Source organism: Naumannella cuiyingiana (assembly GCF_013408305.1).
In the GTDB taxonomy this organism is placed as follows: domain Bacteria; phylum Actinomycetota; class Actinomycetes; order Propionibacteriales; family Propionibacteriaceae; genus Naumannella; species Naumannella cuiyingiana.
Genome location: NZ_JACBZS010000001.1, coordinates 2,421,733 through 2,447,489, shown reverse-complemented (window position 1 = coordinate 2,447,489; position 25,757 = coordinate 2,421,733). Strand labels below are relative to the sequence as shown.

28 protein-coding genes and 1 tRNA gene are annotated in these 25,757 nt (G+C 71.9%); 10 read left to right on the top strand and 19 right to left on the bottom strand.

The features are described from left to right. Positions 1 to 191: 191 nt before the first annotated feature. Together GGQ54_RS11370 and GGQ54_RS11365 are read left to right on the top strand one after the other, a co-directional pair. Positions 192 to 1,139 (top strand): glycosyltransferase, encoded by a 948-nt coding sequence (locus GGQ54_RS11370; RefSeq protein ID WP_425487419.1) that lies wholly within the window; start codon positions 192 to 194, stop codon positions 1,137 to 1,139. Positions 1,140 to 1,185: 46 nt separating this feature from the next. Next, entirely contained in the window at positions 1,186 to 2,436 is a 1,251-nt protein-coding gene (locus GGQ54_RS11365; RefSeq protein ID WP_179445491.1) for an NAD(P)/FAD-dependent oxidoreductase, read from the top strand. Between the two features lie 7 nt (positions 2,437 to 2,443). Here GGQ54_RS11365 and GGQ54_RS11360 read toward each other — a convergent pair whose 3' ends face one another. Genes GGQ54_RS11360 through glp form a run of 5 tightly spaced genes read right to left on the bottom strand, consistent with a single transcriptional unit; the run spans position 2,444 to position 6,231 of the window. Then, entirely contained in the window at positions 2,444 to 3,238 is a 795-nt protein-coding gene (locus GGQ54_RS11360; protein ID WP_179445490.1) for a hypothetical protein, read from the bottom strand. Positions 3,239 to 3,269: 31 nt separating this feature from the next. Further along, positions 3,270 to 3,917 carry a GNAT family N-acetyltransferase gene (locus tag GGQ54_RS11355; RefSeq protein WP_179445489.1) on the bottom strand — a complete coding sequence of 216 codons (648 nt, stop codon included), beginning with the start codon at positions 3,915 to 3,917 and terminating at the stop codon, positions 3,270 to 3,272. Beyond that, positions 3,907 to 4,401, bottom strand: a complete 495-nt coding sequence (locus GGQ54_RS11350) for a MogA/MoaB family molybdenum cofactor biosynthesis protein (RefSeq protein ID WP_179445488.1) — start codon at positions 4,399 to 4,401, stop codon at positions 3,907 to 3,909. Before GGQ54_RS11350 ends, GGQ54_RS11355 begins: the two co-directional genes overlap by 11 nt. Beyond that, the gene (gene moaC, locus GGQ54_RS11345; protein WP_179445487.1) at positions 4,401 to 4,904 is read right to left on the bottom strand and encodes a cyclic pyranopterin monophosphate synthase MoaC; all 504 of its coding nucleotides are present in this window, start codon (positions 4,902 to 4,904) and stop codon (positions 4,401 to 4,403) included. Before moaC ends, GGQ54_RS11350 begins: the two co-directional genes overlap by 1 nt. Beyond that, positions 4,897 to 6,231 carry a molybdotransferase-like divisome protein Glp gene (glp, locus tag GGQ54_RS11340; RefSeq protein ID WP_343045942.1) on the bottom strand — a complete coding sequence of 445 codons (1,335 nt, stop codon included), beginning with the start codon at positions 6,229 to 6,231 and terminating at the stop codon, positions 4,897 to 4,899. The genes moaC and glp overlap by 8 nt, the downstream gene beginning before the upstream one ends. 18 nt (positions 6,232 to 6,249) lie before the next feature. Here glp and GGQ54_RS11335 point away from each other — a divergent pair, with 18 nt between their 5' ends. After that, positions 6,250 to 6,909, top strand: coding sequence for a 5-formyltetrahydrofolate cyclo-ligase (locus GGQ54_RS11335; RefSeq protein ID WP_179445486.1), 660 nt, complete (start codon positions 6,250 to 6,252; stop codon positions 6,907 to 6,909). 7 nt (positions 6,910 to 6,916) lie between these two features. Here GGQ54_RS11335 and GGQ54_RS11330 read toward each other — a convergent pair whose 3' ends face one another. Continuing rightward, positions 6,917 to 9,442 (bottom strand): penicillin acylase family protein, encoded by a 2,526-nt coding sequence (locus GGQ54_RS11330; protein ID WP_179445485.1) that lies wholly within the window; start codon positions 9,440 to 9,442, stop codon positions 6,917 to 6,919. Between the two features lie 92 nt (positions 9,443 to 9,534). Here GGQ54_RS11330 and GGQ54_RS11325 point away from each other — a divergent pair, with 92 nt between their 5' ends. The 3 genes from GGQ54_RS11325 to GGQ54_RS11315 all read left to right on the top strand — a co-directional run bounded on the left by GGQ54_RS11325 (position 9,535) and on the right by GGQ54_RS11315 (position 11,063). Then, on the top strand, positions 9,535 to 9,864 hold the full coding sequence (locus GGQ54_RS11325) for an FmdB family zinc ribbon protein (RefSeq protein WP_179445484.1): 330 nt from the start codon (positions 9,535 to 9,537) through the stop codon (positions 9,862 to 9,864). 84 nt (positions 9,865 to 9,948) lie between these two features. After that, positions 9,949 to 10,572, top strand: a complete 624-nt coding sequence (locus GGQ54_RS11320; protein WP_179445483.1) for an SAF domain-containing protein — start codon at positions 9,949 to 9,951, stop codon at positions 10,570 to 10,572. 134 nt (positions 10,573 to 10,706) lie between these two features. Next, positions 10,707 to 11,063: an MscL family protein gene (locus GGQ54_RS11315; protein WP_179445482.1), complete on the top strand. Its 357-nt coding sequence runs from the start codon at positions 10,707 to 10,709 to the stop codon at positions 11,061 to 11,063. A gap of 99 nt (positions 11,064 to 11,162) precedes the next feature. Here GGQ54_RS11315 and GGQ54_RS11310 read toward each other — a convergent pair whose 3' ends face one another. The 4 genes from GGQ54_RS11310 to GGQ54_RS11295 form a co-directional block, all read right to left on the bottom strand. Further along, positions 11,163 to 11,324, bottom strand: a complete 162-nt coding sequence (locus GGQ54_RS11310; RefSeq protein ID WP_179445481.1) for a hypothetical protein — start codon at positions 11,322 to 11,324, stop codon at positions 11,163 to 11,165. Between the two features lie 125 nt (positions 11,325 to 11,449). Beyond that, complete coding sequence (locus tag GGQ54_RS11305; protein WP_179445480.1) at positions 11,450 to 12,844, bottom strand: UTP--glucose-1-phosphate uridylyltransferase; 1,395 nt, start codon at positions 12,842 to 12,844, stop codon at positions 11,450 to 11,452. Positions 12,845 to 12,885: 41 nt separating this feature from the next. Further along, positions 12,886 to 12,958: transfer RNA gene (locus tag GGQ54_RS11300), tRNA-Arg, on the bottom strand. Between the two features lie 15 nt (positions 12,959 to 12,973). Further along, positions 12,974 to 14,614, bottom strand: a complete 1,641-nt coding sequence (locus GGQ54_RS11295) for an ABC transporter permease family protein (protein ID WP_179445479.1) — start codon at positions 14,612 to 14,614, stop codon at positions 12,974 to 12,976. A gap of 757 nt (positions 14,615 to 15,371) precedes the next feature. Between GGQ54_RS11295 and GGQ54_RS11290 the strand changes: the two genes are divergently transcribed. Both GGQ54_RS11290 and GGQ54_RS11285 read left to right on the top strand, forming a co-directional pair. After that, a complete protein-coding gene (locus GGQ54_RS11290; protein WP_218843827.1) occupies positions 15,372 to 15,896 on the top strand; it encodes a DinB family protein in 525 nt (174 codons plus the stop codon). After that, positions 15,887 to 16,267 carry a RidA family protein gene (locus GGQ54_RS11285; RefSeq protein WP_179445478.1) on the top strand — a complete coding sequence of 127 codons (381 nt, stop codon included), beginning with the start codon at positions 15,887 to 15,889 and terminating at the stop codon, positions 16,265 to 16,267. The genes GGQ54_RS11290 and GGQ54_RS11285 overlap by 10 nt, the downstream gene beginning before the upstream one ends. A gap of 543 nt (positions 16,268 to 16,810) precedes the next feature. On the opposite strand, the gene GGQ54_RS11280 is transcribed toward GGQ54_RS11285, so the two are convergent. Beyond that, complete coding sequence (locus GGQ54_RS11280) at positions 16,811 to 17,038, bottom strand: hypothetical protein (RefSeq protein ID WP_179445477.1); 228 nt, start codon at positions 17,036 to 17,038, stop codon at positions 16,811 to 16,813. 135 nt (positions 17,039 to 17,173) lie between these two features. On the opposite strand from GGQ54_RS11280, the gene GGQ54_RS11275 reads away from it, so the two are divergent. Then, positions 17,174 to 17,518, top strand: a complete 345-nt coding sequence (locus GGQ54_RS11275; protein ID WP_179445476.1) for a cupin domain-containing protein — start codon at positions 17,174 to 17,176, stop codon at positions 17,516 to 17,518. 32 nt (positions 17,519 to 17,550) lie between these two features. Here GGQ54_RS11275 and GGQ54_RS11270 read toward each other — a convergent pair whose 3' ends face one another. The 7 genes from GGQ54_RS11270 to pdxH form a co-directional block, all read right to left on the bottom strand. Beyond that, entirely contained in the window at positions 17,551 to 18,675 is a 1,125-nt protein-coding gene (locus tag GGQ54_RS11270; protein WP_218843826.1) for a pyridoxal-phosphate dependent enzyme, read from the bottom strand. Next, a complete protein-coding gene (locus tag GGQ54_RS11265) occupies positions 18,672 to 18,974 on the bottom strand; it encodes a YciI family protein (RefSeq protein ID WP_179445475.1) in 303 nt (100 codons plus the stop codon). The genes GGQ54_RS11270 and GGQ54_RS11265 overlap by 4 nt, the downstream gene beginning before the upstream one ends. Positions 18,975 to 19,046: 72 nt before the next feature. Continuing rightward, positions 19,047 to 19,415, bottom strand: a complete 369-nt coding sequence (gene trxA / locus GGQ54_RS11260; protein WP_179445474.1) for a thioredoxin — start codon at positions 19,413 to 19,415, stop codon at positions 19,047 to 19,049. A gap of 143 nt (positions 19,416 to 19,558) precedes the next feature. Next, positions 19,559 to 20,251 (bottom strand): iron-dependent transcriptional repressor DtxR, encoded by a 693-nt coding sequence (locus GGQ54_RS11255; RefSeq protein WP_179445473.1) that lies wholly within the window; start codon positions 20,249 to 20,251, stop codon positions 19,559 to 19,561. A gap of 89 nt (positions 20,252 to 20,340) precedes the next feature. Continuing rightward, complete coding sequence (locus GGQ54_RS11250; RefSeq protein WP_179445472.1) at positions 20,341 to 21,471, bottom strand: N-acetylglucosamine-6-phosphate deacetylase; 1,131 nt, start codon at positions 21,469 to 21,471, stop codon at positions 20,341 to 20,343. 14 nt (positions 21,472 to 21,485) lie between these two features. After that, positions 21,486 to 22,403 (bottom strand): SIS domain-containing protein, encoded by a 918-nt coding sequence (locus tag GGQ54_RS11245; RefSeq protein WP_179445471.1) that lies wholly within the window; start codon positions 22,401 to 22,403, stop codon positions 21,486 to 21,488. A 67-nt stretch (positions 22,404 to 22,470) separates the two neighbouring features. Next, positions 22,471 to 23,145: a pyridoxamine 5'-phosphate oxidase gene (gene pdxH, locus GGQ54_RS11240; protein ID WP_179445470.1), complete on the bottom strand. Its 675-nt coding sequence runs from the start codon at positions 23,143 to 23,145 to the stop codon at positions 22,471 to 22,473. Positions 23,146 to 23,183: 38 nt separating this feature from the next. On the opposite strand from pdxH, the gene serC reads away from it, so the two are divergent. Further along, entirely contained in the window at positions 23,184 to 24,320 is a 1,137-nt protein-coding gene (serC, locus tag GGQ54_RS11235) for a phosphoserine transaminase (protein ID WP_179445469.1), read from the top strand. On the opposite strand, the gene GGQ54_RS11230 is transcribed toward serC, so the two are convergent. Beyond that, on the bottom strand, positions 24,311 to 25,726 hold the full coding sequence (locus GGQ54_RS11230; RefSeq protein WP_179445468.1) for a hypothetical protein: 1,416 nt from the start codon (positions 25,724 to 25,726) through the stop codon (positions 24,311 to 24,313). The two genes, serC and GGQ54_RS11230, sit on opposite strands and share 10 nt — an antisense overlap. Between the last annotated feature and the right edge of the window lie 31 nt (positions 25,727 to 25,757).

The window sequence follows — 25,757 nt, the reverse complement described above, 5'->3', positions numbered from 1 at the left end:
GGCCGCTGGACCGGCTCGCCGAGACCGGGCTGCCGCTGAAGCCCGCCGACGGCGTCGCGCCCTACTCCCCCGGCATCGTCGTGGAGCGGCCGGAGCCGGTCGGCGACTACAAGGTGCCCGACGGTCGCTACCTGGCCGGGCTGACCGGCCGGATCGTGGAGCTGATCGCGGACGGCACCCCGACGGTCTGCATGTCGCTCTACCTCAGTCCGCACGACCGCGCGGTCACCGACGCCCGGCGGATCGCGCTCGCCGCCGGACTACCCGCGCGGGTCACCACCATCGCCGAGGCGGTCGGCTCCGATGTCACCAACATCATCCGCTCCTGCGTCGCCGACGGCCGCTTCGGCGCCGCGCTCGACGTGCTGACCAGCTATCTCGCCAACGACCACTGCGTCGCGGTCTCCCACTACACCCGCGACCTGATCATCGACTCCGCGGCCGAGCTCGACCAGCGGATCGGCACCACCTTCGCGGGCCAGCTCGCCGAGCGGGTACGCGTGTCCTATCCGGCCATCGACGCCGGCCCCTACCTGCGGCAGAGCAGCGAATCGATCGCCGCCACGCTCGCCCGGCGCGGGCTGTCCCGCAACGGCTACCTCCTCTTCTTGTCCCGGCTCGGCCTGGCCAAAGGCGTCGACGACCTGATCGCGGGCTTCGCCCGCACCGCGGCCCGGCATGATCAACTGCTGGTGATCGCCGGTGAGGGGCCCGACAAGTCGTACTTCCGCGAGGTCGCCGCCGACTCCGGGCTCGGCCACCGGATCGTCTTCCTCGACGACGTCGACGACGCGGAGAAGCCCGCGCTGATGGCCGGCTGCTCGGCGTTCGTGCTGCCCAGCAAGCCGCGCCCGGAGTTCACCGAGACCTTCGGGATCGTGCTGGCGGAGAAGATGCTCGCGGGCGGCGGCCCGGTGATCACCACCCGCACCGGCGGGATCGGCGAGGCCGTCGGCGAGCACGCGATGATCATCGAGCCGGGCGACCCCGACTCGATCGCGGCGCGGATCGACCAGGCGCTCGCGCTCGGCGATCCGCAGCGGCGGGCGATGGCGGCGGCCGCGCGCGCCTGGGCCGAGCAGTTCGACCGCAGCCAGGTCTTCGATCTGCTCCTCGCGCCGCTCGCCGCGGCGGCCTGAGCCGCCCGCCCGACCGGCCGCGGAGCCCGCGGCATAGCCTGTCGACATGTCAGCCAGCAACGAGAACACCCCCCGCCTGGTGATCGTCGGCGGCGGCCTCGCCGGCGCGAAGGCAGCCGAGGCGGCGCGCGCCGACGGCGACACCGGCCACGTCACCCTGATCGGCCAGGAGGAGGAGCTGCCCTACGAGCGGCCCCCGCTGTCCAAGGGCTACCTGCAGGACAACGAGTCCCGCGACGACTTCACCGTGCACGACCGGCAGTGGTACGTCGACAACAACATCACCCTGCACCTGAACACCCGAGCCACCGCCATCGACACGGGCCGGCACACGGTGCACACCTCCGGCGGCGACCGCATCTCCTACGACAAGCTGATCCTCGCCACCGGATCGACGCCGCGCCGCCTCGATGTGCCGGGCGCCGACCTCGACGGGGTGCACTACCTGCGTACCGTCGACGACTCCACCAGCCTGCGGGCCGCGATCGAGGGGGCCGAGCAGGTCGCGATCATCGGCGGCGGCTGGATCGGGCTGGAGGTCGCGGCCGCTGCCCGCCAGGCCGGCAAGCCGGTCACCGTGATCGTCCGCGACGACCTGCCGCTGGCGAACGTGCTCGGCGCCCAGGTCGCCTCCGTCTTCGCCGAGCTGCACCGCGAGCACGGCGTCGACCTGCGCGTGGACAGCGAGGCCGCCGAGATCCTGGGCCGCAACGGCACGGCCAGCGGGGTACGCCTGACCGACGGCCACGAGGTCGACGCGGACCTGGTGGTGATCGGGATCGGCGCCGTGCCGAATCTCGACCTGGCCGAGGACGCCGGCATCACGATCGACAACGGCGTGCTGGTCGATGACTCGCTGCGCAGCAGCGATGCCGACATCCATGCGGTCGGCGACATCGCCAACGCGCCCTACCCCGCGCTCGACGTGCGGCTGCGCGTCGAACACTGGGCGACCGCGCTGAACCAGCCGCCCGTGGCCGTGGCAGCGGCCCTCGGGCAAGACGCCCGGTGGACCGAGCTGCCGTACTTCTTCAGCGACCAGTACGACCTCGGCATGGAATACCTCGGATACGCCACCGGCGCCGAGCTGGACCAGGTGGTGATCCGCGGCGACATCGAGAAGCGCGAGTTCATCGCCTACTGGCTGGACGCGGAGAACAAGGTACGCGCGGGGATGAACGTCAATGTCTGGGATGTCGTCGACGACGCCAAGGCGTTGATCAACTCCGAGCGTCCCGTCGATCCGGCCAAGCTGGCCGATCCGGACGTGCCGTTCGACCAGACCTACGCCCGCTAGGCCCCGGTCACTCGCCGACGGCGCGGGGGCGCTCGTCGCCCTCGTCGCCGTCGCGGCGCACCTGCGTGCTGCCGGAACGCTCGATCGCCTCGGTCGGCTCGTCGGCGGTCACCGGGCGATCCTTCGCGTCGGTCGCCGCCGGCGCATTCGCCGGCGTGGCCAGATCGATCGTCCGGACGGAGCGACCGCCGGCCGGCCGCGACACATAGGTCGGCGCGGTGATCGGCAGCGGGTCCCACAACTGGCCCCCAAGATCATCGGGTACGCCGAGCGCCACCCCTTCGACCGCGGCCCCCTCGCGCAGCTTCGCCAACTGCTCGGCCGACACCTCGACGGTCTCCTCCTCATCGCCACCGAGCAGCCGCTCGCGGCGCCGGTCCAGATCGCGGCGCAGGAAGACCACGCTGACCCGGGCCGCCGCAAAGAACGCGATCACCAGGCCGCCCGGGATCGCCAGCGCCCACCACGGCGTCACCTCGGCCACGCACAGCGCCAGCACCACCGAGACCGCGAACATCAGCACGGTCAACACATTGCGCCGGCGCCGGGCGGCGAGCTGATCGAGATCGCGCAGCTCGCGCAGGCCCGCGCGTCGGGTCAGCGGGGTCGACACCCCGGCTGCCTCCGCGCCGTCGGCGACCGGGTCATCGGCATGATCGCGGCGTACCATCCGCACCCCGGATCCCAGCGGGCGGATCGCCTGCTCGGTGTCCTCCACCTTGGTCCGCCGCAGGAACTGGGGAACGAGATAGGCCAGCCACGCGACGACGATGGCGGCGTAGATCAGTCCGGCGGTACCCACGCGGCACACGCTACGTCGCCGGCAGCCATGATCAGCTCAGGCGGCGCGGAGTGTCGCGCAGGCGGGACCGCAGGCCGTCCGGCACCTCGTCGGAGTTCAGCGCGAAGATCAGGTGATCGCGCCACTGGTCGTTGATGTGCAGGAAACCGGGGCGCAGACCCTCGGGGCGGAAGGCGAGCTTTTCCACCACGCGCAGGGATTTTCCGTTCTCAGGGCGGATCGCGATCTCGATCCTGTGCAGCCCGAGCACCTCGAAGCAGTAGTCGCACGCGAGCGCGACGGCGGCCGGCACGATGCCGCGCCCGGCCCAGCGTTCGTCCACCCAGTAGCCGATCGATGCCATCAGCGCCGAGCCCCAGGTGATGTTGTTCACCGTGAGCTGGCCCGCCAGCACCGGGTCGCGGCCGTCGTGGGCGTACCGGATGATCCAGGGCAGCGCGGCGCCCTGACGGGCGGCCGCCTGCAGCGCGCGAACCAGCTCGCCGAAGCTGCCGGCGCGGCCGCCGGAACCCGGCGGCGCGGTGGCCTCCCACGGTGTCAACCAGGCGTGATTGCGGGCGCGTACCTCGTCCCAGTCCCGCCGGTCCGCGCGGCGGATGGGGGACAACACGACGTCGCCGTGGCGCAGGGTGACGGGCCAGTGGTGCCGACGCGGAAAGGGCTCGGCGTCAGCGCTCATGGTCGCCGGCGCCGCGCAACTGGCGCACCGCGTGCGGGACGACCATGCCGAGCGTCTCGAGCCCGTCGTCCACCGCTCCGCGTGAACCCGGCAGATTGATGATCATGGTACGCCCGGCCACGCCCGCCACGCCGCGGGTCAGCACGGCGGTGGCGACTCCCTTGTCGAGCCCGCGGCGGACGAACAGCTCCGGCAGCCACGGCAACTGGATGTCCAGCAGCGGCGCCGTCGCCTCGGGGGTGCGGTCGGTCGGGGACAGGCCGGTCCCGCCGGTGGTCACGATCAGCGACAGCTCCGAGGCGATCGCCGCCTGCAGCGCCGCACCGACCCCCTCGCCGTCGGGCACGATCACCCCGGGATAGACGTTGAAACCCCACACCTTCAGCCTCTGGGCAATCACCGGACCGGTCTCGTCGGTGTACTCCCCGGCCGCCGCTCGGGTCGAGACGGTGATCACCATCGCCCTGCCCAGGTCCGTGACCATCAGTCCTCCCGCTTCCAGTCGCCGCTGCGACCGCCCGACTTGGCCGCCACCTCGACGCGCTCGATCCTAGCGAGTCGGTCCACGGCCTTGATCATGTCTATCAGCGCACAACAGGCCACGGACACCGCCGTCAGGGCCTCCATCTCGACTCCGGTCGGCCCGAGGGTGCGCACCCGGGCGACGATCTCGGCGCCGTCGTCGGTCACCTCGGCGGTGACGTCCGTGCCGGTGAGCGGCAGCGGGTGGCACAGCGGGATCAGCTCGGGCGTCTTCTTGGCGGCCATGATGCCGGCGATCCGGGCGACCGCCAGGGCATCGCCCTTCGGTACGCCGCCCGAACGCAGCAGCGCCACGCACTCGGCGCTCAGCCGGACGAAACCGCGCGCGGTCGCCTCCCGCGCGGTGGCCGGCTTGTCGGAGACGTCGACCATCCGCGCCTCGCCGGCGTCGTTCAGGTGGGTCAGCGTCGCGTCCCCCGCGCGCTCGACCGGCCGCTCAGCCATCGGCGAGCATCCACACCGCCACCGGCTGCCCGGCTGGCACGACCTCGGTCTCCGGGCCGAGCAGGACCAGCGCGTTCGCCCGCGCCAGGTCGCCCATCAGGTGCGATCCGTGCCCACCGACGAGTTCGACGGTACGCCGCCCGCCGGCGTCGGCGGTGACGATCCCGCGGGCGAGCTGCAGCTTGCCTTTGACCGAACGGATCGCCTTGGTCGCGAAGGCCCGCTCCGACGGGCGGACATAGGGCTCGACGCCCATCAGCTTGCGGATCACCGGGCGGACGAAGGCCTCGAAGGAGACGAAAGCGCTGACCGGATTGCCGGGCACCATGATCATCGGCACCCGGTCGTCGGGGTGCTCGCCGATCAGCCCGAAGCCCTGCGGTTTGCCCGGCTGCATCGCGACCTCGGTGAAGTCGGTCAATCCCAGCTCCGGCAGCACCGACTTGACCAGGTCGTAGTCGCCCTGGCTCACCCCGCCGGAGCTGACCAGCAGGTCGGCCCGGACGAGTTGGTCGGAGATGGTCTGCTTGATCTCGTCGGGGTCGTCGCTGACCAGCCCGACGCGGTAGACCTGCGCCCCGGCGGCCTTGGCGGCGGCGGCCAGCAGATAGGAGTTCGAGTCATAGATCTGCCCGCCGCCGGTCAGCGGATTGCCCGGCTGGACCAGTTCGGAGCCGGTGGAGATGACCACCACCCTCGGCCGCGGCCGGGCCAACACCTTGTCGATCCCGACGCCGGCCATCAGGCCGACATTGCGCGGCGCGACCAGGTCGCCCTCGTTCAACAGCAGCGTGCCGGCGGTGACGTCCTCGCCGCGGCGGCGGATGTTCAGCCCGGGCTGACCCGGGGCGAAGATCCGCACGGTCTCGCTGCCCCGGTTGGTCCCCTCGTAGGGGATGACCGCCTCGGCGCCGTCCGGGACCGGCGCGCCGGTCATGATCTTGACCACCGTGCCCGCGGCGAGCGGCGGCAGGTCCCCGTCGCCGGCGGCGATCTCGCCCACCACCGGCAGGTCGACCGGGTTGTCCTCGGCCGCCTCGGCCACGTCGGCGCAGCGCACGGCGTACCCGTCCATGGCGGAGTTGTCGAAACCCGGCAGGTCGATGTGGGAGACGATGTCCTCGCACAGGCTGAGGCCCTGGGCCTCGATCAGGTTCTGGCCGAACGGCGGCAACGGTTCGACCAACGACAGCAGATAGTCGCGATGGTCCTGCATGCTGCGCAGTCCGTTGATGGAGGGAGCGGGCGGGTCGGGCAGCCGCGGAGCCTCGGGCTCGGGCTGCTCGGCGACCTCGGTCTGCTTCTTGCGTCGGCCGAACAATGGCATGGTCCTTACGATAGGCCAGTGGACGAAGAGCTCCGGGCAGCCATCGCCGAGACCAAGCAGCGACTGCGTGAGGCGATCGGACTGCGCCGCTCGGTACGCGACGCCGACGAGGCGGCGGCCGCCGACGAGGCCCGGACGCGGCTGGTGGCGGAGTTCCTCGGCCCGCGGCTGCACTCGGAGCTGACCGCCGCGTGCTACCTGTCGCGCCCGGGCGAGCCGGGGACCCTGGCGATCATCGCGCTGCTGCAGGCCGCGGGGGCCCGGGTGCTCCTGCCGGCCTTCGATGCGGCGCCGCCGCCGATCGACACCACGGGCGGGCGCCGCGGCGGCGCGCCCGGGCGGCTGCCGAATCCGCGCTGGGCCTGGTACGCCGGGCCGGACGAGCTGACCACCGGACCGCACGGGATCCTGCAGCCGAGCACGCCGGCGCTCAGCCCGCCGATCCTCGGACGTGCCGAGGTGATCATCTGCCCGGGGCTGGCGGGCACGCCTGCCGGCGAGCGGCTCGGCACCGGTGGCGGCTGGTACGACCGGGCACTGCCCTGGGCCGACCCGGCCGCGGCGACCGTGCTGTTGTTGAACGAGGACGAGGTGTTGGACTCCCTGCCCACCGAACCCACCGACGAGCGCATCGACGTGATCATCACCGAGGAACGCGCGATCGCGACGAGGGGCTAGGACCGGGCTAGCGCGGGATCAGCCACATCCGGCGGGTGGCGGCAGCATCGACCGCGCCGACGCTGAACGGGAACGGCTGCAACCGATTGGTGATCATCAGCTCGAACTGATCGTCGTAGTTCTCGTGGCCGGCATGTCCCGACGTCCCGGACTGGTTCACCCAGCGCGAGTTGTCCAGGTCCGACAGGTCGACCAGCATCCGCATCGCCGGACCCGCGGTGACCCGGAAGTTGTCGCTGGTGGCGTCCCAGCCCCAGGCCTCCACGATCGCCGACCCGCCACCGACCGGCGCCGGGTCGGGGTTGAACAGCCGCTCCACCGGCGCGACCCCGCTCGAACCGAGCGTCTGGTGCCGCAGCCCGATCGTGTGCAGTCGGCCCCAACGCCAGGTGTCGATGTCGTTGGACATCAGTACCACCCCCTCCTTGCGGGCCCGGAGGAGCGCGCGGGCGATGATGTCGTCGCGGCGTTCGCGCTGGGGGGTGTTCACGTCGTCCCACCAGGGGTCGTCGGGGTGCTTCAGCAACTCGGCCAGCGCGGCATAGCGGCGGTCGCCGCCGGAGGCCCGCAGCTCCGGCGGCAACTCGTCGTCGAAGGTCAGCGTGATCATGGCGCGCACGGTCAGGGCGAAGTACGCCGCACCGGCGGAGTCGGCCGCCATCTGCCCGTCCCAGGTCCGCAGCAGGTCGCGGGCCTCGCGTACCCACGGATCGGCGAGATAGCTGTCGCGCAGCAGCGGCAGCAGCGGCTCGGTCAGCCGGAAGCTCTCGTCGGTGAACAGCGACTGGGCGAAGTCGAGATCGATCCGCGGCTGGCCCGCCAGCCGGTCCGAGATCGCCTGGCTGCGCCAGCCGTAGGACTGCCCGGCCTGGAGCGGACGCGGGTACGGCTCGACGACGCTCTGGTTGGCGGCGACGATCCGGCCGCTGGGCGGGTTGTAGGCATAGGGCAGTTCGGCAAACGGCACCATCCCCGTCCAGCCGGTGCGCCGGGTCCAGCCGAGCGTCGGCTGACTGCCGTCATAGCCGTCGCGGATCGGCACATCGCCCGGAAGCTGGTAGCCGATGTTGCCGTCGACATCGGCATAGATCAGGTTCTGCGCCGGGCTGCGCAGCATGGCGGCGGCATCGCGGAACTCGTCGAAATTGCCGGCCCGGTTGAGGGCGAAGACCGCATCGATCGAGGGCGTCGGCCGCAGCGCGGTCCAGTTCAGCGCGACGGCGTACTCGTCCCCGGACTCGTCGCCGCCGGCACTCTCCGGCTCGGGCAGCGCGGCGAGTTGGGCATCCACATCGGAGATCAGCGGCCCGCGCGGTCCGACGCGCACCTGCAGGGGCCGCGGCCGCTCCTCGCCGCGGACCCGGATCTCCTCGGTGCGGACCTGCAGGTCCTCGGCACCGGCGGCGCTCACCACGCGCCCGTTCCGGATCCGCTCGACGACCAGGTCCTGGGTGTCCAGGTTGGGGGTGGTCAGGCCCCAGGCGATCCGGGCGTTGTGCCCGATGATCACGCCCGGTACGCCGGCGAAGGCGAAGCCCGACACGTCGTAGGGGCAGGCCGGTCCCACCGCGCGACAGTGCAGCCCGACCTGCATGAACGGTGACGGGATCGACGTCCCGAGGTGGGGGTCATTGGACAGGATCGGCCGACCGCTCGCGGTGTGCTCGCCGGAGACGACCCACGAGTTCGAGCCGGCGCCGCCGTCGCCGGTCTCGCCGAGCAGTCCCGGCACCGCCTGGCCGAGCCGGCCGGCCCGCCCGATGGCGTCCTGGGCGGGCGCCGGCAACCCGTCCAGCTCGCGCCGGTTGGCCGCCCGGTCGCCCGGCCGGAACGCCCCGCCGCTGACCGCCCCGTCGGTGACGATCGGGGCGATGTCTGGATCCTGGGGCGGGAACAGCCGGTCAACCTGATCGGCGGGCAGCGTCTTGAGCAAGGTTGCGCGCTCGACCTCGAGCTCGTTGTTGCCGTCCAGCGACCACGCCATCGCCTTCAGCCAGGCCAGCGAATCCACCGAGGTCCACGGCTCGGGCCGGTAGCGCAGGCCCGTCAGCCCGAGGATGGCGTACTCCACCGACATCTGCTCGGTGGCCCGGCCGGCCATCCAGTCGTTGACGCCGGCGGTGTAGGCCTCCAGGTAGCGCTGCGACGTCGGGGACAACATGCCCAGCTCGGCCTGGGCCACGCGGCGCCAGCCCATGGTCCGGATGAACGCATCGGTCTCGACCTGCTCGGGTCCGAACAGCTCGGCGAGGCGGCCGGCGGTGACGTGGCGCCGGAAGTCCATCTCGAAGAACCGCTCCTGGGCGGCCACATAGCCCTGCGCGGCGAACAGATCCTCCGGCGTGTCGGCGTAGATCTGCGGGATGCCGAGCTCGTCGCGGACGATGTCGACGCGGCCGCTGATGGCGCTGCTGGACACCTCGCCCTCGGTCCGCGGGAACGCCTCGCGGACGGTCACCGTGGCCAGGCTGGTCAGCGCGATCGCGAACAGGGCAATGATGCCGAGGGCGACGACGAGCCATCGTGGAAGCATCCGCACCGAGCAGACGATACTATTGGCAGTCGGTACGCTTGAGTGCCAGCGTGCCCGTCCCCGGCCGCCCGCCCGACACAGAACGAGAACCGATGCCCACCTATCAGTACCGCTGCAATCAGTGCGGCCACGATCTCGAGGCCGTGCAGAAGTTCACCGACCCGGCGCTCACCGAGTGTCCCGAGTGCGGCGGCCCGCTGCGCAAGGTGTACAACGCGGTCGGCGTGGTGTTCAAGGGCTCGGGGTTCTACAAGACCGACAGCCGGTCGAAGTCCTCGAACTCCTCGGGCGGCTCGTCCTCCGGGTCCTCGGGCGGGTCCGGTTCGTCGGGCAGCTCGGGTTCGTCGGGCGGCTCGGACAAGTCGGCGACGTCCGGCTCGGGCGAGAAGAAGGCCGGGTCGGCGACGTCGACCGGAAGTTGATCTGAATTGGCCTGATCTGAACTGGCCTGTGGACAACCGGGGTGAACCCGCGCATCGGCGCGGAGAATTCAGCATCGTGGTGTCATGCCCTCCTGGTTCCGCGCCGTCCGCAAGACCCTGTCCTGGCACCGCCGCGCCGTGGCCGCGGTCTGTGCGGTGGTCGCCGTGCTCGCCCTGGCCGCGGCCCTGAGACCGCCCGAGGCACCGCGCGCTCCGGTCGTGGTCGCGGCGGCGACCCTGCGGGGCGGGCAGCCGGTGGCGCCCGGGGATGTCCGGGTGGCCCGCTGGCCGGCCGAGCTGGTGCCGGCCGAGGCGATCACCGACCCGAGCGCGGTGATCGGGCGTACCCTCGCAGCACCGGTGACCAGCGGCAGCCCGCTCACCGCGGTGGCGGTGGTCGCCGACCGCTCCGGGGCGCTGGCGCCGGGGATGGTCATCGCGCCGGTCCGGGTGGCCGACCCGGACCTGATCGCGCTGCTCCGGCCGGGCGACCGGATCGACCTGCTGGGCGCGGGTGCCGAGGGGCGGTACGCCGTCCTCGCCGACGGGGTCAGGCTGGTGGCGGTGCCGACTGCCGAGGAGAGCGGCGGCGGCCTGGCCCCGTCGGGCTCGGGCGCCTCGATGGTCCTGGTGGAGGTGGACGCAGACGCCGCGCTGACCCTGGCGGAGGCGGCTGCGGCGGGGCCGATCGCGGTGGTGTTGCGCTGAGCGCACGAGCGTGGCGGCGGCACCGCGCCGCCTCGGGCAGATCCGCGCGCGCTGCTGCTAACGTCTTTCCAGCGCAGCCCCCCAAGGGCCCTGTCCAGGGCACTGCGAACCGAAAGAACAGGAGTAAACGGCCCATGAAGGGTTTCAAGGACTTCTTGATGCAGGGCAATCTCATCGAGCTTGCCGTCGCATTCATCATGGCCTCCGCATTTGGCGCGGTCGTCACCGCATTCACCACGGTCGTCATGGACCTGATCGGGCTCATCATCGGGACGCCCGAGTTCTCGTCCGTCATCATCGGCGGGGTCAATGTCGGCCCGCTGCTGACCGCCGCCGTCAACTTCCTGCTGATCGCCGGCGTGGTGTACTTCGGCATCGTCAAGCCCTACGAGGCCTACAAGGCCCGCACCGCCAAGCCCGAGCCGGAGGAGATCGCGGAGGACGAGCTCAAGCTCCTCGGCGAGATCCGCGACCTGCTGGCCGGTCGCTGAGCACCTGACACCCTGGCGGAGAGCCGGGCCACGACGAGGTGGCCCGGCTCTTCGCTGTCCGGAGTCGAGCCTTCGCTGACCGGAGTCGAGAAGGGGTCCTCACCAGTGCGGCGGGCGGTCGGCCAGCAGGCGCCGCTCGTCGGGGCCGAGCACACCGGGCCGCCTGGTCGGCGACGGGTCGAGGGCCAACTCGTCGACGGCTGCCCGGAGCGCCGCGGCCCACCGGGCGTACCCGACCCGCGCGAGCAGTTCGTCCGGCACCGGCAGCGGCCAGGCCTCGCCCCGCCCGCGAGCGGCGTCCCGTGCGCAGCGGGCGGCCTCGCGGCCCCGCTCGCCGGGTTGGCCGGTGAGCGCCAGCCCGAGCGCGTCGTCCAGCGGGTCGGCGGTCAGGACAGCTCCGTACCGGGCTCGACGCGCGACGGCGTACCCGGATCGGCCAGCTCGGCATCGCCGACCACCCGCACATCGGCGCCGAAGGTCCAGTCGCCACGCACGGTGAGCGAGGCGGCATCGCGCAGGGACGGCGGCCCGTCGGGGAAGCGTGCGTCGAAATCGCCGACCAACTTGTAGTGGCGCGGGTCGAGGTCCACCACGGGCGCCGGATCGGCGACCGCCTCCAGGTGGCCGTCGTCGGCGAGGGAGTAGGCGTCGGAGCGCACCACGAGCAGATCGTTGGTGGTCTTCACGGGCTGGAAGCGCGAGCGCGGCACCTCGATCACCTGCGCACCCTCGAAGGCCTCGATCGCCGCGCCCATCGCGGTCTCGATCTGGATCACCTTCGGGCTCTCGGGGTCTGCGGGGTCGACGGTCTTGCGGTTCACGATCATGGGCAGCCCGAGCACGCCGTCGCGTTCGGCGAGCACGTCGGCGAGCGCGCGCAGGTCGAGCCACAGATTGTTGGTGTTGAAGTAACCGTGCCGGTCGGTGTCGGAGAAGGCGTCGGCGTCGTCGTCGCGGACCTGGGCGCTCTCGCGCAGGATCAGGCGCCCGTCGGCGCGCCGGATGGCGAGGTGGCCGCCCTTGCGGTCGGCGCGGGTACGCCGGCAGACCTCCAGCGCGAAAGGCGCGCCGCTGTCGGCGAACCAGGCGGCCAGTTCGGGCGACGGGGTGGCGCCGAGATTGTCCACATTGGAGACGCAGGCATAGGCGTACCCCGCGTCCAGCAGGGTCTGCAGGACCCCGGAGTCGCGCAGCGACGGGTAGAGGTCGCCGTGGCCGGGCGGGGTCCACTCCAACTCGCGATCATCGGGCCAATCGACCGGAGCAAGATCATCGGCGCGCAGCTTCGGCTCCTGGCTCTGCAGGAAGTCGACCGGCAGGTCGGCGACGATCACGTCGTCGTGGGCGGCGACGCGGGCCAGCGTGGGCTCCCGGGTGCGGAAGCTGTCCATCAGGATCAACGGCAGCGGTACGCCGTGGCTGGCGCGGGCGTGGCGTACCTGTTCGATGATCAGATCGAGGAAGGTCTGCTCACCGCGGACGGGCAGCAGCGATTTCGGACCGGTCATCCCCATCGAGGTGCCGAGGCCGCCGTTGAGTTTGATCACCGCGACGCGAGCGAGAGCGTCGGCGGCCTGCTCGGGGCCGAGCTCGACGTCGGTCAGCCGCGGCGGATCGGTCAGCGGCTCGATGTCGGACTCGGCGACCTGCCCGGTGGCGCCCTGTTCGAGCTGGCGGTAGTAGCTGGCGAACGCCTCGATCGCCGCGGGATAGACGCCCGCGTCGGTCATCTTGGCCCGGGCCCGGGCGAGGCCCTCGGGTTCGGTCGTGGTCTCGGACATGGGGCACATGGTGGCACGTCGGGCCCGGCGAAGCGCGTCGGCGCCCCCGGCAGGACTCGAACCTGCGACGCACGGTTTAGGAAACCGACGCTCTATCCTCTGAGCTACGAGGGCCTGGCGGGCTACATGTTAGCCGTTGCGGTCGCTGCGGGGCGTCACGGCCGCGGGCGCACCACCAGGGCCGCCCCCCTGCACCGAACGGGCCGGTCGACCGGCCGGGAACTCGGCGCGGCCGGGGTTGCCGGAGACTCCCACGGCCACCCGGGCCCGGTCCGCACCGACCAGGGCCGCCGCCAGCCCGGCCGCGATCACGAGCCACACCGGGAAGGGCAGCACACCGGCGAGCCCGACGGCATCCCAGGACTTCAGCGTCCACAGCGGATCGGGCCACAGGTCGGTGTCACCGATCATCAGCAGCGGCCAGACGAACTCCTGCCAGCGCATGGCGAACAGCAGCACCACCGCGGCGCCGACCACCCCGGCGAGCGGCGCGACGGCGGCCGCTATGACCCGGCCGTAGCGGTCGGACGATTCGCGCGCCGCCTCCGCAGCGAGCGCGACGACCATGATCATCCAGCAGCACAGCGCGCTCGGTCCCAGCAATGCCGGCAGCGTGTCGAAGGACCCGGCGGCGCGCGCCGGGAGGTACCAGGCGATACCCAGCGGGACCACGCCGACCAGCAGGAACGGGGCGAAGATCAACAACAACCAACGCGAGCGCGCGCCCAGCGGGCGGAACCAGCCGATGCCGATCCCGGCCGCCAGCGCCACGACGGTCTGGATCGCGGTGCCACCGAGGGCCGCCCCGGTGGCGATGAGCGACGGTGTGAGCGGCCGCTCCATACCGGGTATCGCCGGCTGCGTCGCGCTCAGCCAGGGCAGCGCCGCGAGCAGCGCGGCGACGGCGATCAGGGCAACCGCCAGCAGGCCGACCGTCGCCCCGGCGCGGGGCCGGGTGTTCGGAGCCGGATGCGGCACGGCGGGCGGGACGACGGTCAGGCGTACCGTGATGATCATCAGGACCGTCGCCCCGAGGCCGAGCACAGCGAGCAACACGAGCATGATCACGGAGATGGCCGACGCTCCGCCGAACTCCGCGCTGACCAGCCAGCGCAGCACGGCGCCCGAGGCCTCCAGGCGGCCGCCACCCACGTAGCCCAGGGCGGTGAGCTGCAGGCCGCCGGCGCCGGTGACGACGACCATTGCCGCACCGATCACCGGCAGAGCTCGCACCGGGCCGCCCGGGACGGCCATCAGCACGGCCCCGATCAGGCCGGCCAGGGCGGGAGCGAAGGTCGCGACCGCCACGGCGACGGTGGCTGCGGTGGCGTCGTCCGGGGCGCGGAGCAGTTGGGCGTGACCGAGGGCCATTCCGACCGGCGTGACCCCGGCCAGCACCGCAGCGATCAGCACCCGGGCAGCCATCCGCATGCGCCGACCGCCGCCAGCGAGCATCCCGATCATCGCGCCGCCCGCGGCGCCGAGGACCGCCACCACCCCCGCGGCCAGGAAACCCCGCGCGAGCAGCGTGGGTACGCCCTCCCCCGGACCGATCAGCAACAACCGGTAGTTCAGACTCCCGGCCCAGGTGCAATCGCGGGCGAGGGACGCGCACCGCTGGAAGCTGGCTGTGACGGTACGCGCCGCCGGCAGCGCGTAGTCGACCAACACCAACACCACGGCCGGGACGACCAGCACCGCGCCGACGATGCGAGCGGCGCGGCTGGGCCGCGGTGCGGTCCGCTGTCGCGGCGGCAGATTGCTGGTCACGGCGGCAAACATAGCCGTCGACCGGTCCGGAAGAGGGGTGTTGGGCGGGATGATCCTGATCCGTGGCACGAGCCCGCGTGGGCGGCCGAGGCGCTGGCGATCCGGGAGGCGGGCGGGGACGCATCCCGCGTGATCACAGGCGACCCGTTGGGCGGCCGGTGCGATCGCGAGCCGGTCCCGGTGCCGGAGCCGGCTCCCGTCGGCGGCGCCGATGCGACCGGCCGATGGCTCGCCGGCCGACTGGAGTCTCTTGATCAACATCTCGAGGAGCTGCTGCCGAGCGAACTGGTCGACATGATCACCGACGCGACGAGGCTTGCCCGTTGGGCGGAGGCGGTGCAACTGCGAGCGATCCGCGCGATGACCGACTACGCCGCGCACGGGATGGCCGATGGCGACGAGCCCTTGCAGCTCCCGGGTGGTCCGGGGGCCGTCGACGCGGGCTTTCGCACCGGCGAGGATGTCGATGAGTTCCTGGCCGATCACCTGGCCGTGATCATGGGTACCTCGCGGACCGCGGCCGATCTCACGATCACCGCGGCGTCGATGAGTCGGGAGGTGCCGCAGGTCGCCGAGCGGCATCGGCGCGGGGAGATCGACCTGGCCCGGATCAAGGTGCTGGCGACCGAACTGCGGCCGATCGCCGACGGTGGTCGAGGCCCGACAAGGTCTGAGGCTTTCTGCGCTCTACGCAGTGGCATGCCGCGTGGCGGGAACTCGCTGGTTGGGCACCTGATGCGTATGGCAGCATCGGCGCATGGTGATCGCACCGGACACCAAGGACTGGACCTGGGTCATCAACGACCCCTGCCCGGAGTGCGGGTTCGACCCCGCGTCGGTTACCCGGGACAACCTCGTCGCTCGCATGACCGCCGCGCTGGAGCCCTGGTCGGCCATCCTGCAGCGCGAGGACGTCGGCGTACGCCCCGACCCCGACACCTGGTCTGAGGGGGAGTACGGCGCCCACATCGCCGACGTGTGCGAGGTGATGGCAGGGCGGATCGCGCTGATCCTCGCCGAAGACGACCCCGAGTTCGCCAACTGGGACCAAGACCGAGCCGCCGCCGAAGGCGACTATCCGTCGCGCGACCCGCAACGCACCGCTGACCAGATCGCCGGCGTGAGCGGTGAGCAGTGGAACGCGCCGGCCGCCGCTCCAACGGCTCGCGGTCCACGGCGTACACGCTCGGCGTCTACGCGATGCACGATCTTGAGCACCTCTTGTGGGACGTGCGCACCGACCGATAGCCGCCGCAGCGACCGGAGGTCTACATGGAGCTGATCGCGCACAATCCGTCTGACGGACCAGCGCTGGGCACCTACAGCCAGTCGGTCGAAGTCCGCGCGGCCACGCGCACGCTCTACATCAGCGGGCAGGTGCCCGAAGATGCCGACGGCGTCGTACCGAGCGACTTCGAAGCGCAGTGCCGGCTCGCGTGGAGCAATGTGCTCGCCAACCTGCAGTCAGCCGGGATGTCGGTGGGTAATCTCGTCAAGGTCACGACATTCCTTAGCGACAAGCAGTTTCGCGAGGTCAACACCGCGGTGCGCGACGATGTGCTTGGTGAGCATCGTCCGGCGCTGACGGTCATCATCACCGGCATCTACAGCTCCAAGTGGCTGCTGGAGATCGAGGCTATCGCGGCCGACTGAGCCGCGCCCAGACCAGAAGCTCCTCTTTCGGCCACGTGTTGACGATGCGGTCGATAGGTACGCCGAGACGCTCCGCGCGAGCGGCGCCGTACGCCTTGAACGCCAGCTGCCCGGGCGCGTGCGCGTCCGAGACGACCGAGAACAAGCAGCCGATGTCGAGCGCGAGGGCGAGGGCGAGGGCGAGGGCGATGAGATCGTCCGGTGGAGCGGATCAGCCGGCCGGTGCAGTGGCCGAGCACGTTGACGCGGGGGTTGCGCACGGCCGCGAGCAGGCGCGGCGTCATCTCGCTGCCCGGCATCCGCAACTTGGAGTGCACGCCGGCCACGACGACGTCGAGTTGGGCGAGCGTGCCCGGCTCCTGGTCGAGAGGCGTTCGACGCTGAGCCCGTTGGCGACCTGCAGGCGCGGCGAGTGATCGGTGAGTACGGCGTACTCGTGCCCGAGGGCGAGGTGCGCGCCATCTCCTCGATCGGGCTGATTATCACCAGATCAGGCGCTGCGCGACTGCGGCTATCACCAGGCCAGGCGCCGACCGACCGCGATTATCGCCAGGTCAGATAGAGGAAGTACCCGGCCCGCGGCGGTTCGAGGTAGCAGTTTGCGTCGAGGATGTAGGGATTGCGCAGGTACGCCGCCCGGCGCTCCCGGCACTCCTCGTAGGAGTACGGACCGAGCACGGTGGCCTCGGCCGACGGTGCCGTGAGGATCGCACCGCCGACGCCGAGTGCGACCGCGGCAGCGGTCGCGGCAACTGTTCGTGTGATAGTCATGGCGACAGCCAACCATGTGACGCACGTCACCGTGGCCGATCCGCGGGATTCCTGCCAACCATTGGCGAACGGGCAATGCCGCGAACAGGCACTGCGGCGAAATCACAACGAGCCGACCGAGACAAGGAGGCATGGATGGACGGATACGTACTGAACCGCGCGGACGCGCGCGACGACGGCGATGACTGGGCCGAGAACTACACCGAGTTGCCCGGCGCCCCAGGCATCTCGCTGATCTTCGAATCAACCAGCGAGGCCGGGGTCGGGCCGCGCCTGCACCTCCATCCCTATGCCGAGACCTTCGTCATCCGGCGCGGCAGCGCCAGGTTCACGATCGGCAACGAGACCCTGGACGCGCACGCCGGTCAGATCCTCGTCGTGCCGGCCGAGACGGCGCACAGGTTCACCACCCTGCCCGGCGGCTACGAGGCCATCCACATCCACAGCGGCGACCGGTTCGAGACCACCTGGCTGGAGTAGGTGTTCGGACGCGAAGCCAAGCAGCCGCTGACCTAGAGCAACCGCTCCAACACCGGGGCCGCCTTCAGCCCGCTGCCACTGAGCACGGCCACCGCCTCATCCCCGGCCCGCAGATCGCCGGCAGCCAGGTACTGCGGGACCGCGGCTGCCACGCTCGCCGAGGTCGGCTCGACGTACCAGCCACGCGCCGAGAGCTCGCGTACCCCGGCCACGATCTCCTCCTCCGCAACCGCGACGATCCGGCCGCCCGATTCGCGCACCGCGGCCAGCACCTCCCGATCGCGCACCGGATGCGCGATCGCCGTGCCCTCGGCGATCGTCTGCGCCCACTCCCCCGGACCCGCCTCATCGGCCCCCGCCGCGAAGGCGCGTGCCAGCGGAGAACAGTTCGCCGGCTGGCTCGCCAGGATGCGCGGCAGCCGGTCGATCGCCCCGGCCCGCACCAACTCCCCGAAGCCGATCGCGCAGCCCAGCACCAGACTCCCGGCGCCGAGCGGCACGAGCACCGCATCGGGCGCGCGGAAGCCGAGGTCCTCCCAGATCTCGTAGGCCAGCAACTTGGTTCCCTGAAGGAAGAACGGTTGCCAATTGTGCGAGGCATAACAGATCCCGGCCGACCGGCGTACCGCCTCGTCTGCGGTCGCCTGCCGATCCCCCGGAACCAACTCCACCCGCGCACCGTGCACCCGCGCCTGCACCGTCTTGGCCGGCGAGGTCGCCTCGGGCGCCAGGATGGTCGCCTCCATCCCCGCCGCGGCCGCATACGCCGCAATCGCCGCCCCACCGTTACCGCTGGAGTCCTCCAACAAGGCGGGTACGCCCCGAGCGGCCAGCCAGGCCACCATCACCGCCGCCCCGCGATCCTTGAAGCTGCCCGTCGGGTTCTGATACTCGGGCTTGATCAACAACTCGGCTCCGCCGAGCTGCCCGGGCAACAGCGGCGTGCGCCCCTCCCCCAGGGCGAGCGGCGCGAGCGGCACCGGGAGCGTCGCGGCATAGCGCCACTGCCCCGGCAAACTCGGGTCGATGTCGGCCGGCCCGATCCCGGGCAGCTCGCTCATCATCAGCGGCGAGCCGTCCTCGCCGCGCCAGCGGGGCGCGTCCTCGGCCAGCGGGTAGCGCCGCCCGTCGCGACCGAGCAGCGCGGGTGCGCTCACCCGCCCGCGAACTCTCCGGCGAGCGGGCCGATCGGCGGGGCCCACTCACGGATCGCGTAGCCCGCGATCACGCCCGCCTCCTGATAGGGGTCGCCCTGCACGAGGTTCTCGACCTCGGCATCCGAGCCGGCCCGAACGATGATCAACCCACCGGGGGCCGACTCATCGGCAAAGGCGCCGGCGACCAGGACCGTGCCCTGTTCGGCCAGCCCGGCAAGGTACTCGCGGTGGCGCGGGCGTACCTCCATCCGGCGATCGGTCTCGTCGGTGTAGCGGTAGATCAACGCGAAGACGGCCATGCGCGCAGCCTAACCGCTGCGCACATGGCCGTTTCGGGCGAGGACCGCGCTATCGCGGATCCCAGTCCGGCGTCAGTTGGACTTCTGCTCGTCCTCCGCCGGCTGCGCCTCGCCGTCGTACTTGGCGAGCGCGTCCAGCACCTGATCAAGCTGCTGAGCGTTCAGCGCGCCGGCCTGGTTGAACACGAGGTTGCCCTTGTGGAAGGCCATCAGCGTCGGGATCGCCTGGATGCCGAGCTGTGCGGCGAGCTGCTGGTTGGCCTCGGTGTCCACCTTGCCGAAGACGATGTCGTCGTAGTCGCCTCCGTCGGAGGCCTTGGTGTAGATCGGCGCGAAACGCTTGCACGGGCCACACCAGTCCGCCCAGAAGTCAACGATCACCCGATCGCTGTTCTGCACGGTCTCGGTGAAGGACTGGGTGTCCAGATCGACGGTTGCCATCTGCTTTGTGCTCCTCTCGGCCCGGGCGGGCCCGCGGATTCGGCGTACCCCATTGCAACACCCGGGTCGCGGCGGCTATTCCGCGGGTCCGCCGGAGGCACCGATGCCGCCCTCCGGGGTCGCCTCACCCGGTACGCCGCAACTCAGCCGCGCGTGACGAACAGGTGCTGCGCGGTCTCCACATCGACCTCGGCGCCCGGCCCGCCGGCCTCGGGGATCAGGCGTACGCCCAGCCCGCCGGCCTCCGCCTTCAGGTCGACGCCCGGCACCACGCCGCCGCCGCGCAGGTTGGCGAGCAGTTCGTTCTCCTTCTGCAACTCCTCGCTGATCCGCGCCAGCCGCACCTGGACCGGGCCGTCCTTGACCGCCGCGGCCAGCGGCACGGTGCCGTCGCGGAAGCCGACCTCGGTGATGTCGTCGACCAGCTCGCGCAGCCCCGGGATCGGGTTCCCGTAGGGCGATTCCACCGGGCTGTCGAGGATCGTCACCAGCCGCCGCTCCACCTCGTCGGAGATCACGTGCTCCCAGCGGCAGGCCTCGTCGTGCACGAACTCCCACTCGAGCCCGATCACGTCCGACAGCAACCGCTCGGCGAGCCGGTGCTTGCGCATCACCTTGATCGCCTGCGCCCGACCGGTCTCGGTGAGCTCGAGATGCCGGTCGCCCTCGACGGTGAGCAGGCCCTCGCGCTCCATGCCCGCCACCCGCTCCGAGACCGTCGGATTGGACATCTGCAGCCGCTCGGCGATCCGCGCACGGATCGGAACGATGCCCTCCTCCTCGAGCTCGTAGATGGTACGGAGATACATCTCCGTCGGGTTGATCAGGTCGCTCACGTACGTCTCCTTCAGGCTCCGGCCGGGGGCATCCCGCCCATCCCGACCGGTCGCGGGCCGCTGCCCGCGATCCTAGGGCATCAACACCGTCACGCAGCCGGGGATTCCCGCCACCGCCCCCGCCACAACACGCCCTGGCGCCGGCCCTCGTCGTCCACCAGCACCGCATCGGCCGGCTGACCCGGCGCCAGCACCCCCGCGTTGTCGATCCGATGGGTACGCGCGGGCGTGGTCGCGGCCATCACCGCCACATCCGGAATCGGGTAACCGAGGCCGACCAGCCGCTCGAACGCCGCATCCATCGTCAGCGTCGACCCGGCGATCGACCCGAGGCTGCCGTCGGCATTGCGGATCCGCGCCAGCCCGCCGGCCACCTCGGCGGTCATCGAACCGAGCGGGTACGCCCCGTCGGCCAGCCCGGTCGCGGCCATCGCGTCGGTGATCAGCGCGATCCGCTCCGGGCCGGCAGCGTCGACCGCGAGCTTGATCACGTCGTCGTCGAGGTGGTGTCCGTCGGCGATCAGCTCCGCCGTGACGTCGCTCTCGGTCAGCAGCACCGGCACCGGCCCCGGATCGCGATGGTGGATCGGCCGCATCGCGTTGAACAGGTGCGTGGCGACGACGGCGCCCCGGCGTACCGCCTCCCGGGTGGTCGTCGCATCCGCATCCGAATGCCCGAAGGCGACCTGCACCCCGGCGGCCGTGAAGGCGTCGATCGCACCCATCGCACCGCTCAGCTCGGGCGCGAGCGTGATCATCCGCAGCGCTCCGCCGCCGGCCTCGATCAGCGTCCGCACCGACGCCGGATCCGGGTCGGTCAGCACCTCGGGGTCGTGCGCCCCGCACCTGGCGACCGACAGGAACGGACCCTCCAGGTGCCATCCGATCAGCCCCGGCACGTCGCGGGGCAGGCTCCGCAGCCGCGTCGCGAGGTCGGCGACCGGCGCCGAGACCAGGCTGCCGATCATCGCCGTCGTGCCGTGATCGCGATGATGCTCCAGGATCGTCGCGACCCCGTCGGCATCGGAGAAGTCCGCCCCGGCGGCACCGTGGCAATGGGTGTCGACGAACCCCGGCACCAGCCAGCCGTCGTGTTGGCCCGGGCCGCGCCGATCGGGCCGGATCTCGACGATCCACTCCCCGTCCAGAACCAGCTCGGCGTGCTCGATCACCTCGGCGCCGGCCACCAGGCGGCGCACCCGCAGCGTTCGCTCGGCCATCGCCGTGCCCCGCCTCAGCCCGCCGCCGGTTCGTCGAGGATGATCGAGCGGGTCAGGCTGCGCGGCCGGTCGGGGTCCAGACCCAGGTGGCGGGCCCGCGCCACCGCCACCCGCTGCGCGACCACCAGGTCGGCGAGCGGGTCACGTTCGCCGGCCCGGAAGGTGGCGCCAGTGGCGGCCACGTCCTCGGCCAGCCCCGCGGGCGGCGTACCGAACATCCAGACCACCCGGCCCGGCTCGGCGATCGAGATCGGGCCGTGCCGGTAGTCCATCGCCGGATAGGACTCGGCCCAGCTCGACGACGTCTCGCGGAACTTCAGCGCCGCCTCGTTGGCCAGCCCATAGGTCCAACCCGTGCCGAGGAACGTGATCTGCTCGGTGGCCGGCAGCTCGTCGGGGATCGGTTCGGACAGCGCGGTTCGGGCCGCCTCGGGCAGGGCCGCCGAGCCCTCGGCGTCGAGCCAGGCCCGGAGCAGGACGAGGGCCGTGGTGGCGAACCGGGTCTGCACGACCGAACGTTCGTCGGCGAACGACAGATCGATGACCTCATCGGCGGCGGCCGCGGCGGGCTGCTCGACATCGCCCAGCAGGACCACCGTCGGCGTGCGGCCGGACAGCTCGCGCAGCAGGTCGATCACCTCGGTGGTGGTACCGGACCGGGTCAACGCGACGACCCGGTCGTAGCGCCGATCCCGCGGGAACTCGCTCGCCGCGAACGCATCGGATTCGCCCTGCCCGGCGGCCTCGCGCAGCGCGGCTGCGGCCTGCGCGATGAACCACGAGGTGCCACAGCCGACGAACGCGACCCGCTCACCGGGGCGCGGCAGCCGATCCGCCAGCTCGGGCGCCAGCTCGATCGCCCGCTGCCAGGTCTCGGGCTGGCTCGCGATCTCGGACTCGACGAAGTAGGACGGCTCGGCAGCAGTGGACATGGGCACCTCCGGGGGGCGTGGGGTGGGCGGGCGTCAGCCTAGCGGTGCCGGGGAAACATCGGAGGACTTAGGGCGCCAGCCGGGCCCGCGACCAGGCGCCGCCGACGCGGCGATAGATCAGCCGATCGTGCAGCCGGTCCGGGCGGCCCTGCCAGAACTCGACCGCCTCGGGCGCCATCCGGTAACCGCCCCAGTGTTCCGGCCACGCCACGTCGCGGCCCTCCCAGCGCTCGGTCTCCGCGGCAACCCGTTCGGCGAGAGCGTCGGCAGCGACCACCCTGGACTGCGCCGAGGATCGCGCGGCGATCTGGGCGCCGCGCGGGCGCGAGGCGAAGTACTCCCGGGACTCCTCGGGATCGACCCGCTCCACCTTGCCCGTCATGCGTACCTGCCGGTGCAACGGCGCCCAGAGCAGCGACACCGCCGCATACGGGTTCGCGGCCAGTTCGACACCCTTGCGCGACTCGTAGTTGGTGAACCAACTGATCGCGCCGTCGCCGCTGCCCTTGAGCAGCACCGTCCGCACGCTCGGCCGGGCGTGCCCGTCGGCATCGATCGCCGCGGTCGCCAACGACATCGCCGTCGGCTCGCTCAGATAGCCGTCATCGCGGGCCGCGAAGGCTTCGGCCAGCCAGGCGTCGAACAGCGACCACGGCTCGTCCGGGGCGTCGGCCTCGATCAGCCGGCCGCCGATGTAGTCGCTCCGCTCACCGGCCAGGTCCGGCTTCTCGCTGGTGGTCATGGGACCAACCATTCCACGGAACCTGCGAGGATCGCGGCATGGCACCCACCGAGTCGAGTCCCGACCGCCTGCGTATCCCGGCCGACCTGCTGCCGGCCGACGGGCGCTTCGGTTCCGGTCCGTCGAAGGTACGCGCGGAGGCCGCGGCGTCGGTCGCCCGCGCACCCGAGCTCGGCACCTCGCACCGGCAGGCGCCCGTCCGGGCGCTGGTCGGGCGCGTCCGCGAGGGCCTGGCCGCATTGCACCGCGCCCCGGACGGCTACGAGCTGGCGCTCGGCAACGGCGGCAGTTCGCAGTTCTGGGACATCGCGGTGTGCGGCCTGATCGAGCGGCGCAGCTCGCACGCGGTGTTCGGGGAGTTCTCCGCGAAGTTCGCCCGCGCCGCCGAGTCGGCGCCGCACCTTCAAGCGCCGCAGGTACGCGTGGTCGAGCCGGGCGAGGTCGCGCTGCCCGACCCCGCGCCGGGCGCGGACGCCTACGCCTGGCCCCAGAACGAGACCTCGACGGGGGCCGCCGCGCCGGTCCGGCGGATCGCCGACGACGGTGCGCTGGTGCTGGTGGACGCCACCTCCGCGGCCGGTGCGATGGATGTCGATCTTGCCGCCACCGACGCCTGGTACTTCGCCCCGCAGAAGAATCTCGGCTCCGACGGTGGGCTGTGGCTGAGCTTCCTCTCGCCGGCCGCCATCGAACGGGCGTACCAGCTGCGCGCAAGCGGTCGGTGGATCCCCGCCTCGCTGGACCTGGTCGACGCGATCGAACAGTCGCGGAAGAACCAGACCACCAACACCCCGGCGGTCGCGACCCTGCTGATGCTGGCCGCCCAGCTCGACTGGCTCCAGGAGCGCGGGGGCCTCGACTTCGCGGTCGAGCGGACCCGGGACAGCTCGGGGCGGGTGTACGCCTGGGCGGAACGGCACCCGCTGGCGAGCCCGTTCGTGGCGGACCCGGCGCACCGCTCCCCCGTCGTCGCGACGATCGACTTCGCGGGGTCGGTCGACGCGAAGGCGCTCGCGGCGACGCTGCGCGCGAACGGCATCGTCGACGTCGAGCCCTATCGCAAGCTCGGCCGCAACCAACTGCGGATCGGCACCTATGCCGCCGTCGACCCGGACGACGTGACCGCCCTCTGCGCCTGCCTGGACTGGGTGCTGGAGCGGATCGCTCAGACGTAGGGGAACCGTTTCGGCGGCTCCGGGTCGGGCTCCGGCTCGGGTTCGGGCGGCACTGGCAGCCCGCCCGGCTCGTCGTCACGGGCCGCGCGGGCCGGCTCACGGCTCAGCGGATCGCGGCGTCGGGACCGTCGGACCGGTGCTGGCTCACTCTCGTCGGCGGGCGCGCGCTTCTTCGAGGCCTTGGCTGGCGCCTTCTTCTCGGGAGCCTTCGCCTCCGCGGGGGCCTTCGCCGCGGCCTTGGCGGGTGTCTTCTTCTCGGGAGCCTTCGCCGCGGGCGCGTCCTTCGCCGCGACCGGCGCGGCCGCCTCGGGCCGCGACCCCGGTTCGTCGGCCGATTCGGTCAGGGTCACCCGGGGCCGCTCCCGGCCGTCGCGTACCACCGGCGGCCGGCTGCGCAGCACGATCACGGCCGCGGCGACGGCGACCAGCCCCGCCAACACCAGCGCGATCAGCGTCCCGGTGCGATCCTCGCCGACCGGGCCGGTGTCGCGACCCTCCCCGCCCTCGCCGGGGCCGGGCGCGGGCTGCTGCTCGCCGCTCTGCTCGGGCGATGCGGGCGGCTCCGGCGACGGCGGGGGCGTCGCCGGCGCCTCCGGCACCTCGGTCAGCCCCTCCGGCAGCGCGGCCCGGAGGAAGTCGGCGCGCTCGCCGGCATTGCCTAGCAGGATCGACTCGCCGTCGGTGTCGCGGGTGATCATCTCGCCGGCGCTCTGCCACGGTGTCGGTCCGCTCGCCACCCGGGCACCCTCGCCGTTCAGCACGATCACCGAGGTGTAGGTGCGCAGCGCCACCCGCCCGTCGGACAGGGTGACGGCATCGGTGACATTGGCCGGGGCGTCGCCGAGGCGTTCCAGCCGGTTCACCCCCTGCCGGGTGGGCTCGCCCGCGGTCGAGTAGATGCCGGGTTTGTCGCCCCAGGTGACGATGAAGACCCGGCCGTCTCGGACGAACATCGCCCGCGCGTCCTGGGGGCCCTCGGGATAGGAGAAGTCATAGGACCGGTAGTTGCCGCTGCCGCCCTCGGGACTGGGCTCGTTCAGGAAATAGACGGTGACGAACTCGCGCTGGCGGCTCTCGTCGCCGATGTCGCCGACGAACACCCGGCCGGCGTCGTAGGCGAGCGCGCGTACCTGTTCGGTCTGCGCGCCGAACTGCGCCGACCCCTGGGCCTCCCCGGAGTCGTTGACGGCGACGATCTGGCCCGGCCCGGAGGCTCGCGCCATCCAGTAGCGCCGGGCGTCGGTGTCCAGGGTGGCGGCGGCCGGCGGCGCCAGGTCGGAGCTGTTCACGGTGAAGGCGACCGTGTCCTCCGCGTGCGCGGACGGCAGGCCGACCAGACACCCGAGCCCGATCAGGGCAGCGACGAGCGTCGCGACCATTGCCCCCGATCGCGGCCTGACCTGCATTGCGTCCATTTCTTCCCGGCGATCCCTGCGA

Excerpts from the sequence above, each read along its gene's own strand:
- GGQ54_RS11370 (WP_425487419.1), top strand. The coding sequence starts at position 192 with ATGTCGCTCTACCTCAGTCCGCACGACCGCGCGGTCACCGACGCCCGG.
- GGQ54_RS11365 (WP_179445491.1), top strand. The coding sequence starts at position 1,186 with ATGTCAGCCAGCAACGAGAACACCCCCCGCCTGGTGATCGTCGGCGGC.
- GGQ54_RS11355 (WP_179445489.1), bottom strand. The coding sequence starts at position 3,917 with ATGAGCGCTGACGCCGAGCCCTTTCCGCGTCGGCACCACTGGCCCGTC.
- GGQ54_RS11350 (WP_179445488.1), bottom strand. The coding sequence starts at position 4,401 with ATGGTCACGGACCTGGGCAGGGCGATGGTGATCACCGTCTCGACCCGA.
- moaC (WP_179445487.1), bottom strand. The coding sequence starts at position 4,904 with ATGGCTGAGCGGCCGGTCGAGCGCGCGGGGGACGCGACGCTGACCCAC.
- glp (WP_343045942.1), bottom strand. The coding sequence starts at position 6,231 with ATGCCATTGTTCGGCCGACGCAAGAAGCAGACCGAGGTCGCCGAGCAG.
- GGQ54_RS11330 (WP_179445485.1), bottom strand. The coding sequence starts at position 9,442 with ATGCTTCCACGATGGCTCGTCGTCGCCCTCGGCATCATTGCCCTGTTC.
- GGQ54_RS11325 (WP_179445484.1), top strand. The coding sequence starts at position 9,535 with ATGCCCACCTATCAGTACCGCTGCAATCAGTGCGGCCACGATCTCGAG.
- GGQ54_RS11320 (WP_179445483.1), top strand. The coding sequence starts at position 9,949 with ATGCCCTCCTGGTTCCGCGCCGTCCGCAAGACCCTGTCCTGGCACCGC.
- GGQ54_RS11315 (WP_179445482.1), top strand. The coding sequence starts at position 10,707 with ATGAAGGGTTTCAAGGACTTCTTGATGCAGGGCAATCTCATCGAGCTT.
- GGQ54_RS11305 (WP_179445480.1), bottom strand. The coding sequence starts at position 12,844 with ATGTCCGAGACCACGACCGAACCCGAGGGCCTCGCCCGGGCCCGGGCC.
- GGQ54_RS11290 (WP_218843827.1), top strand. The coding sequence starts at position 15,372 with ATGGTGATCGCACCGGACACCAAGGACTGGACCTGGGTCATCAACGAC.
- GGQ54_RS11285 (WP_179445478.1), top strand. The coding sequence starts at position 15,887 with ATGGAGCTGATCGCGCACAATCCGTCTGACGGACCAGCGCTGGGCACC.
- GGQ54_RS11280 (WP_179445477.1), bottom strand. The coding sequence starts at position 17,038 with ATGACTATCACACGAACAGTTGCCGCGACCGCTGCCGCGGTCGCACTC.
- GGQ54_RS11275 (WP_179445476.1), top strand. The coding sequence starts at position 17,174 with ATGGACGGATACGTACTGAACCGCGCGGACGCGCGCGACGACGGCGAT.
- GGQ54_RS11265 (WP_179445475.1), bottom strand. The coding sequence starts at position 18,974 with ATGGCCGTCTTCGCGTTGATCTACCGCTACACCGACGAGACCGATCGC.
- trxA (WP_179445474.1), bottom strand. The coding sequence starts at position 19,415 with ATGGCAACCGTCGATCTGGACACCCAGTCCTTCACCGAGACCGTGCAG.
- GGQ54_RS11250 (WP_179445472.1), bottom strand. The coding sequence starts at position 21,471 with ATGGCCGAGCGAACGCTGCGGGTGCGCCGCCTGGTGGCCGGCGCCGAG.
- GGQ54_RS11245 (WP_179445471.1), bottom strand. The coding sequence starts at position 22,403 with ATGTCCACTGCTGCCGAGCCGTCCTACTTCGTCGAGTCCGAGATCGCG.
- pdxH (WP_179445470.1), bottom strand. The coding sequence starts at position 23,145 with ATGACCACCAGCGAGAAGCCGGACCTGGCCGGTGAGCGGAGCGACTAC.
- serC (WP_179445469.1), top strand. The coding sequence starts at position 23,184 with ATGGCACCCACCGAGTCGAGTCCCGACCGCCTGCGTATCCCGGCCGAC.
- GGQ54_RS11230 (WP_179445468.1), bottom strand. The coding sequence starts at position 25,726 with ATGCAGGTCAGGCCGCGATCGGGGGCAATGGTCGCGACGCTCGTCGCT.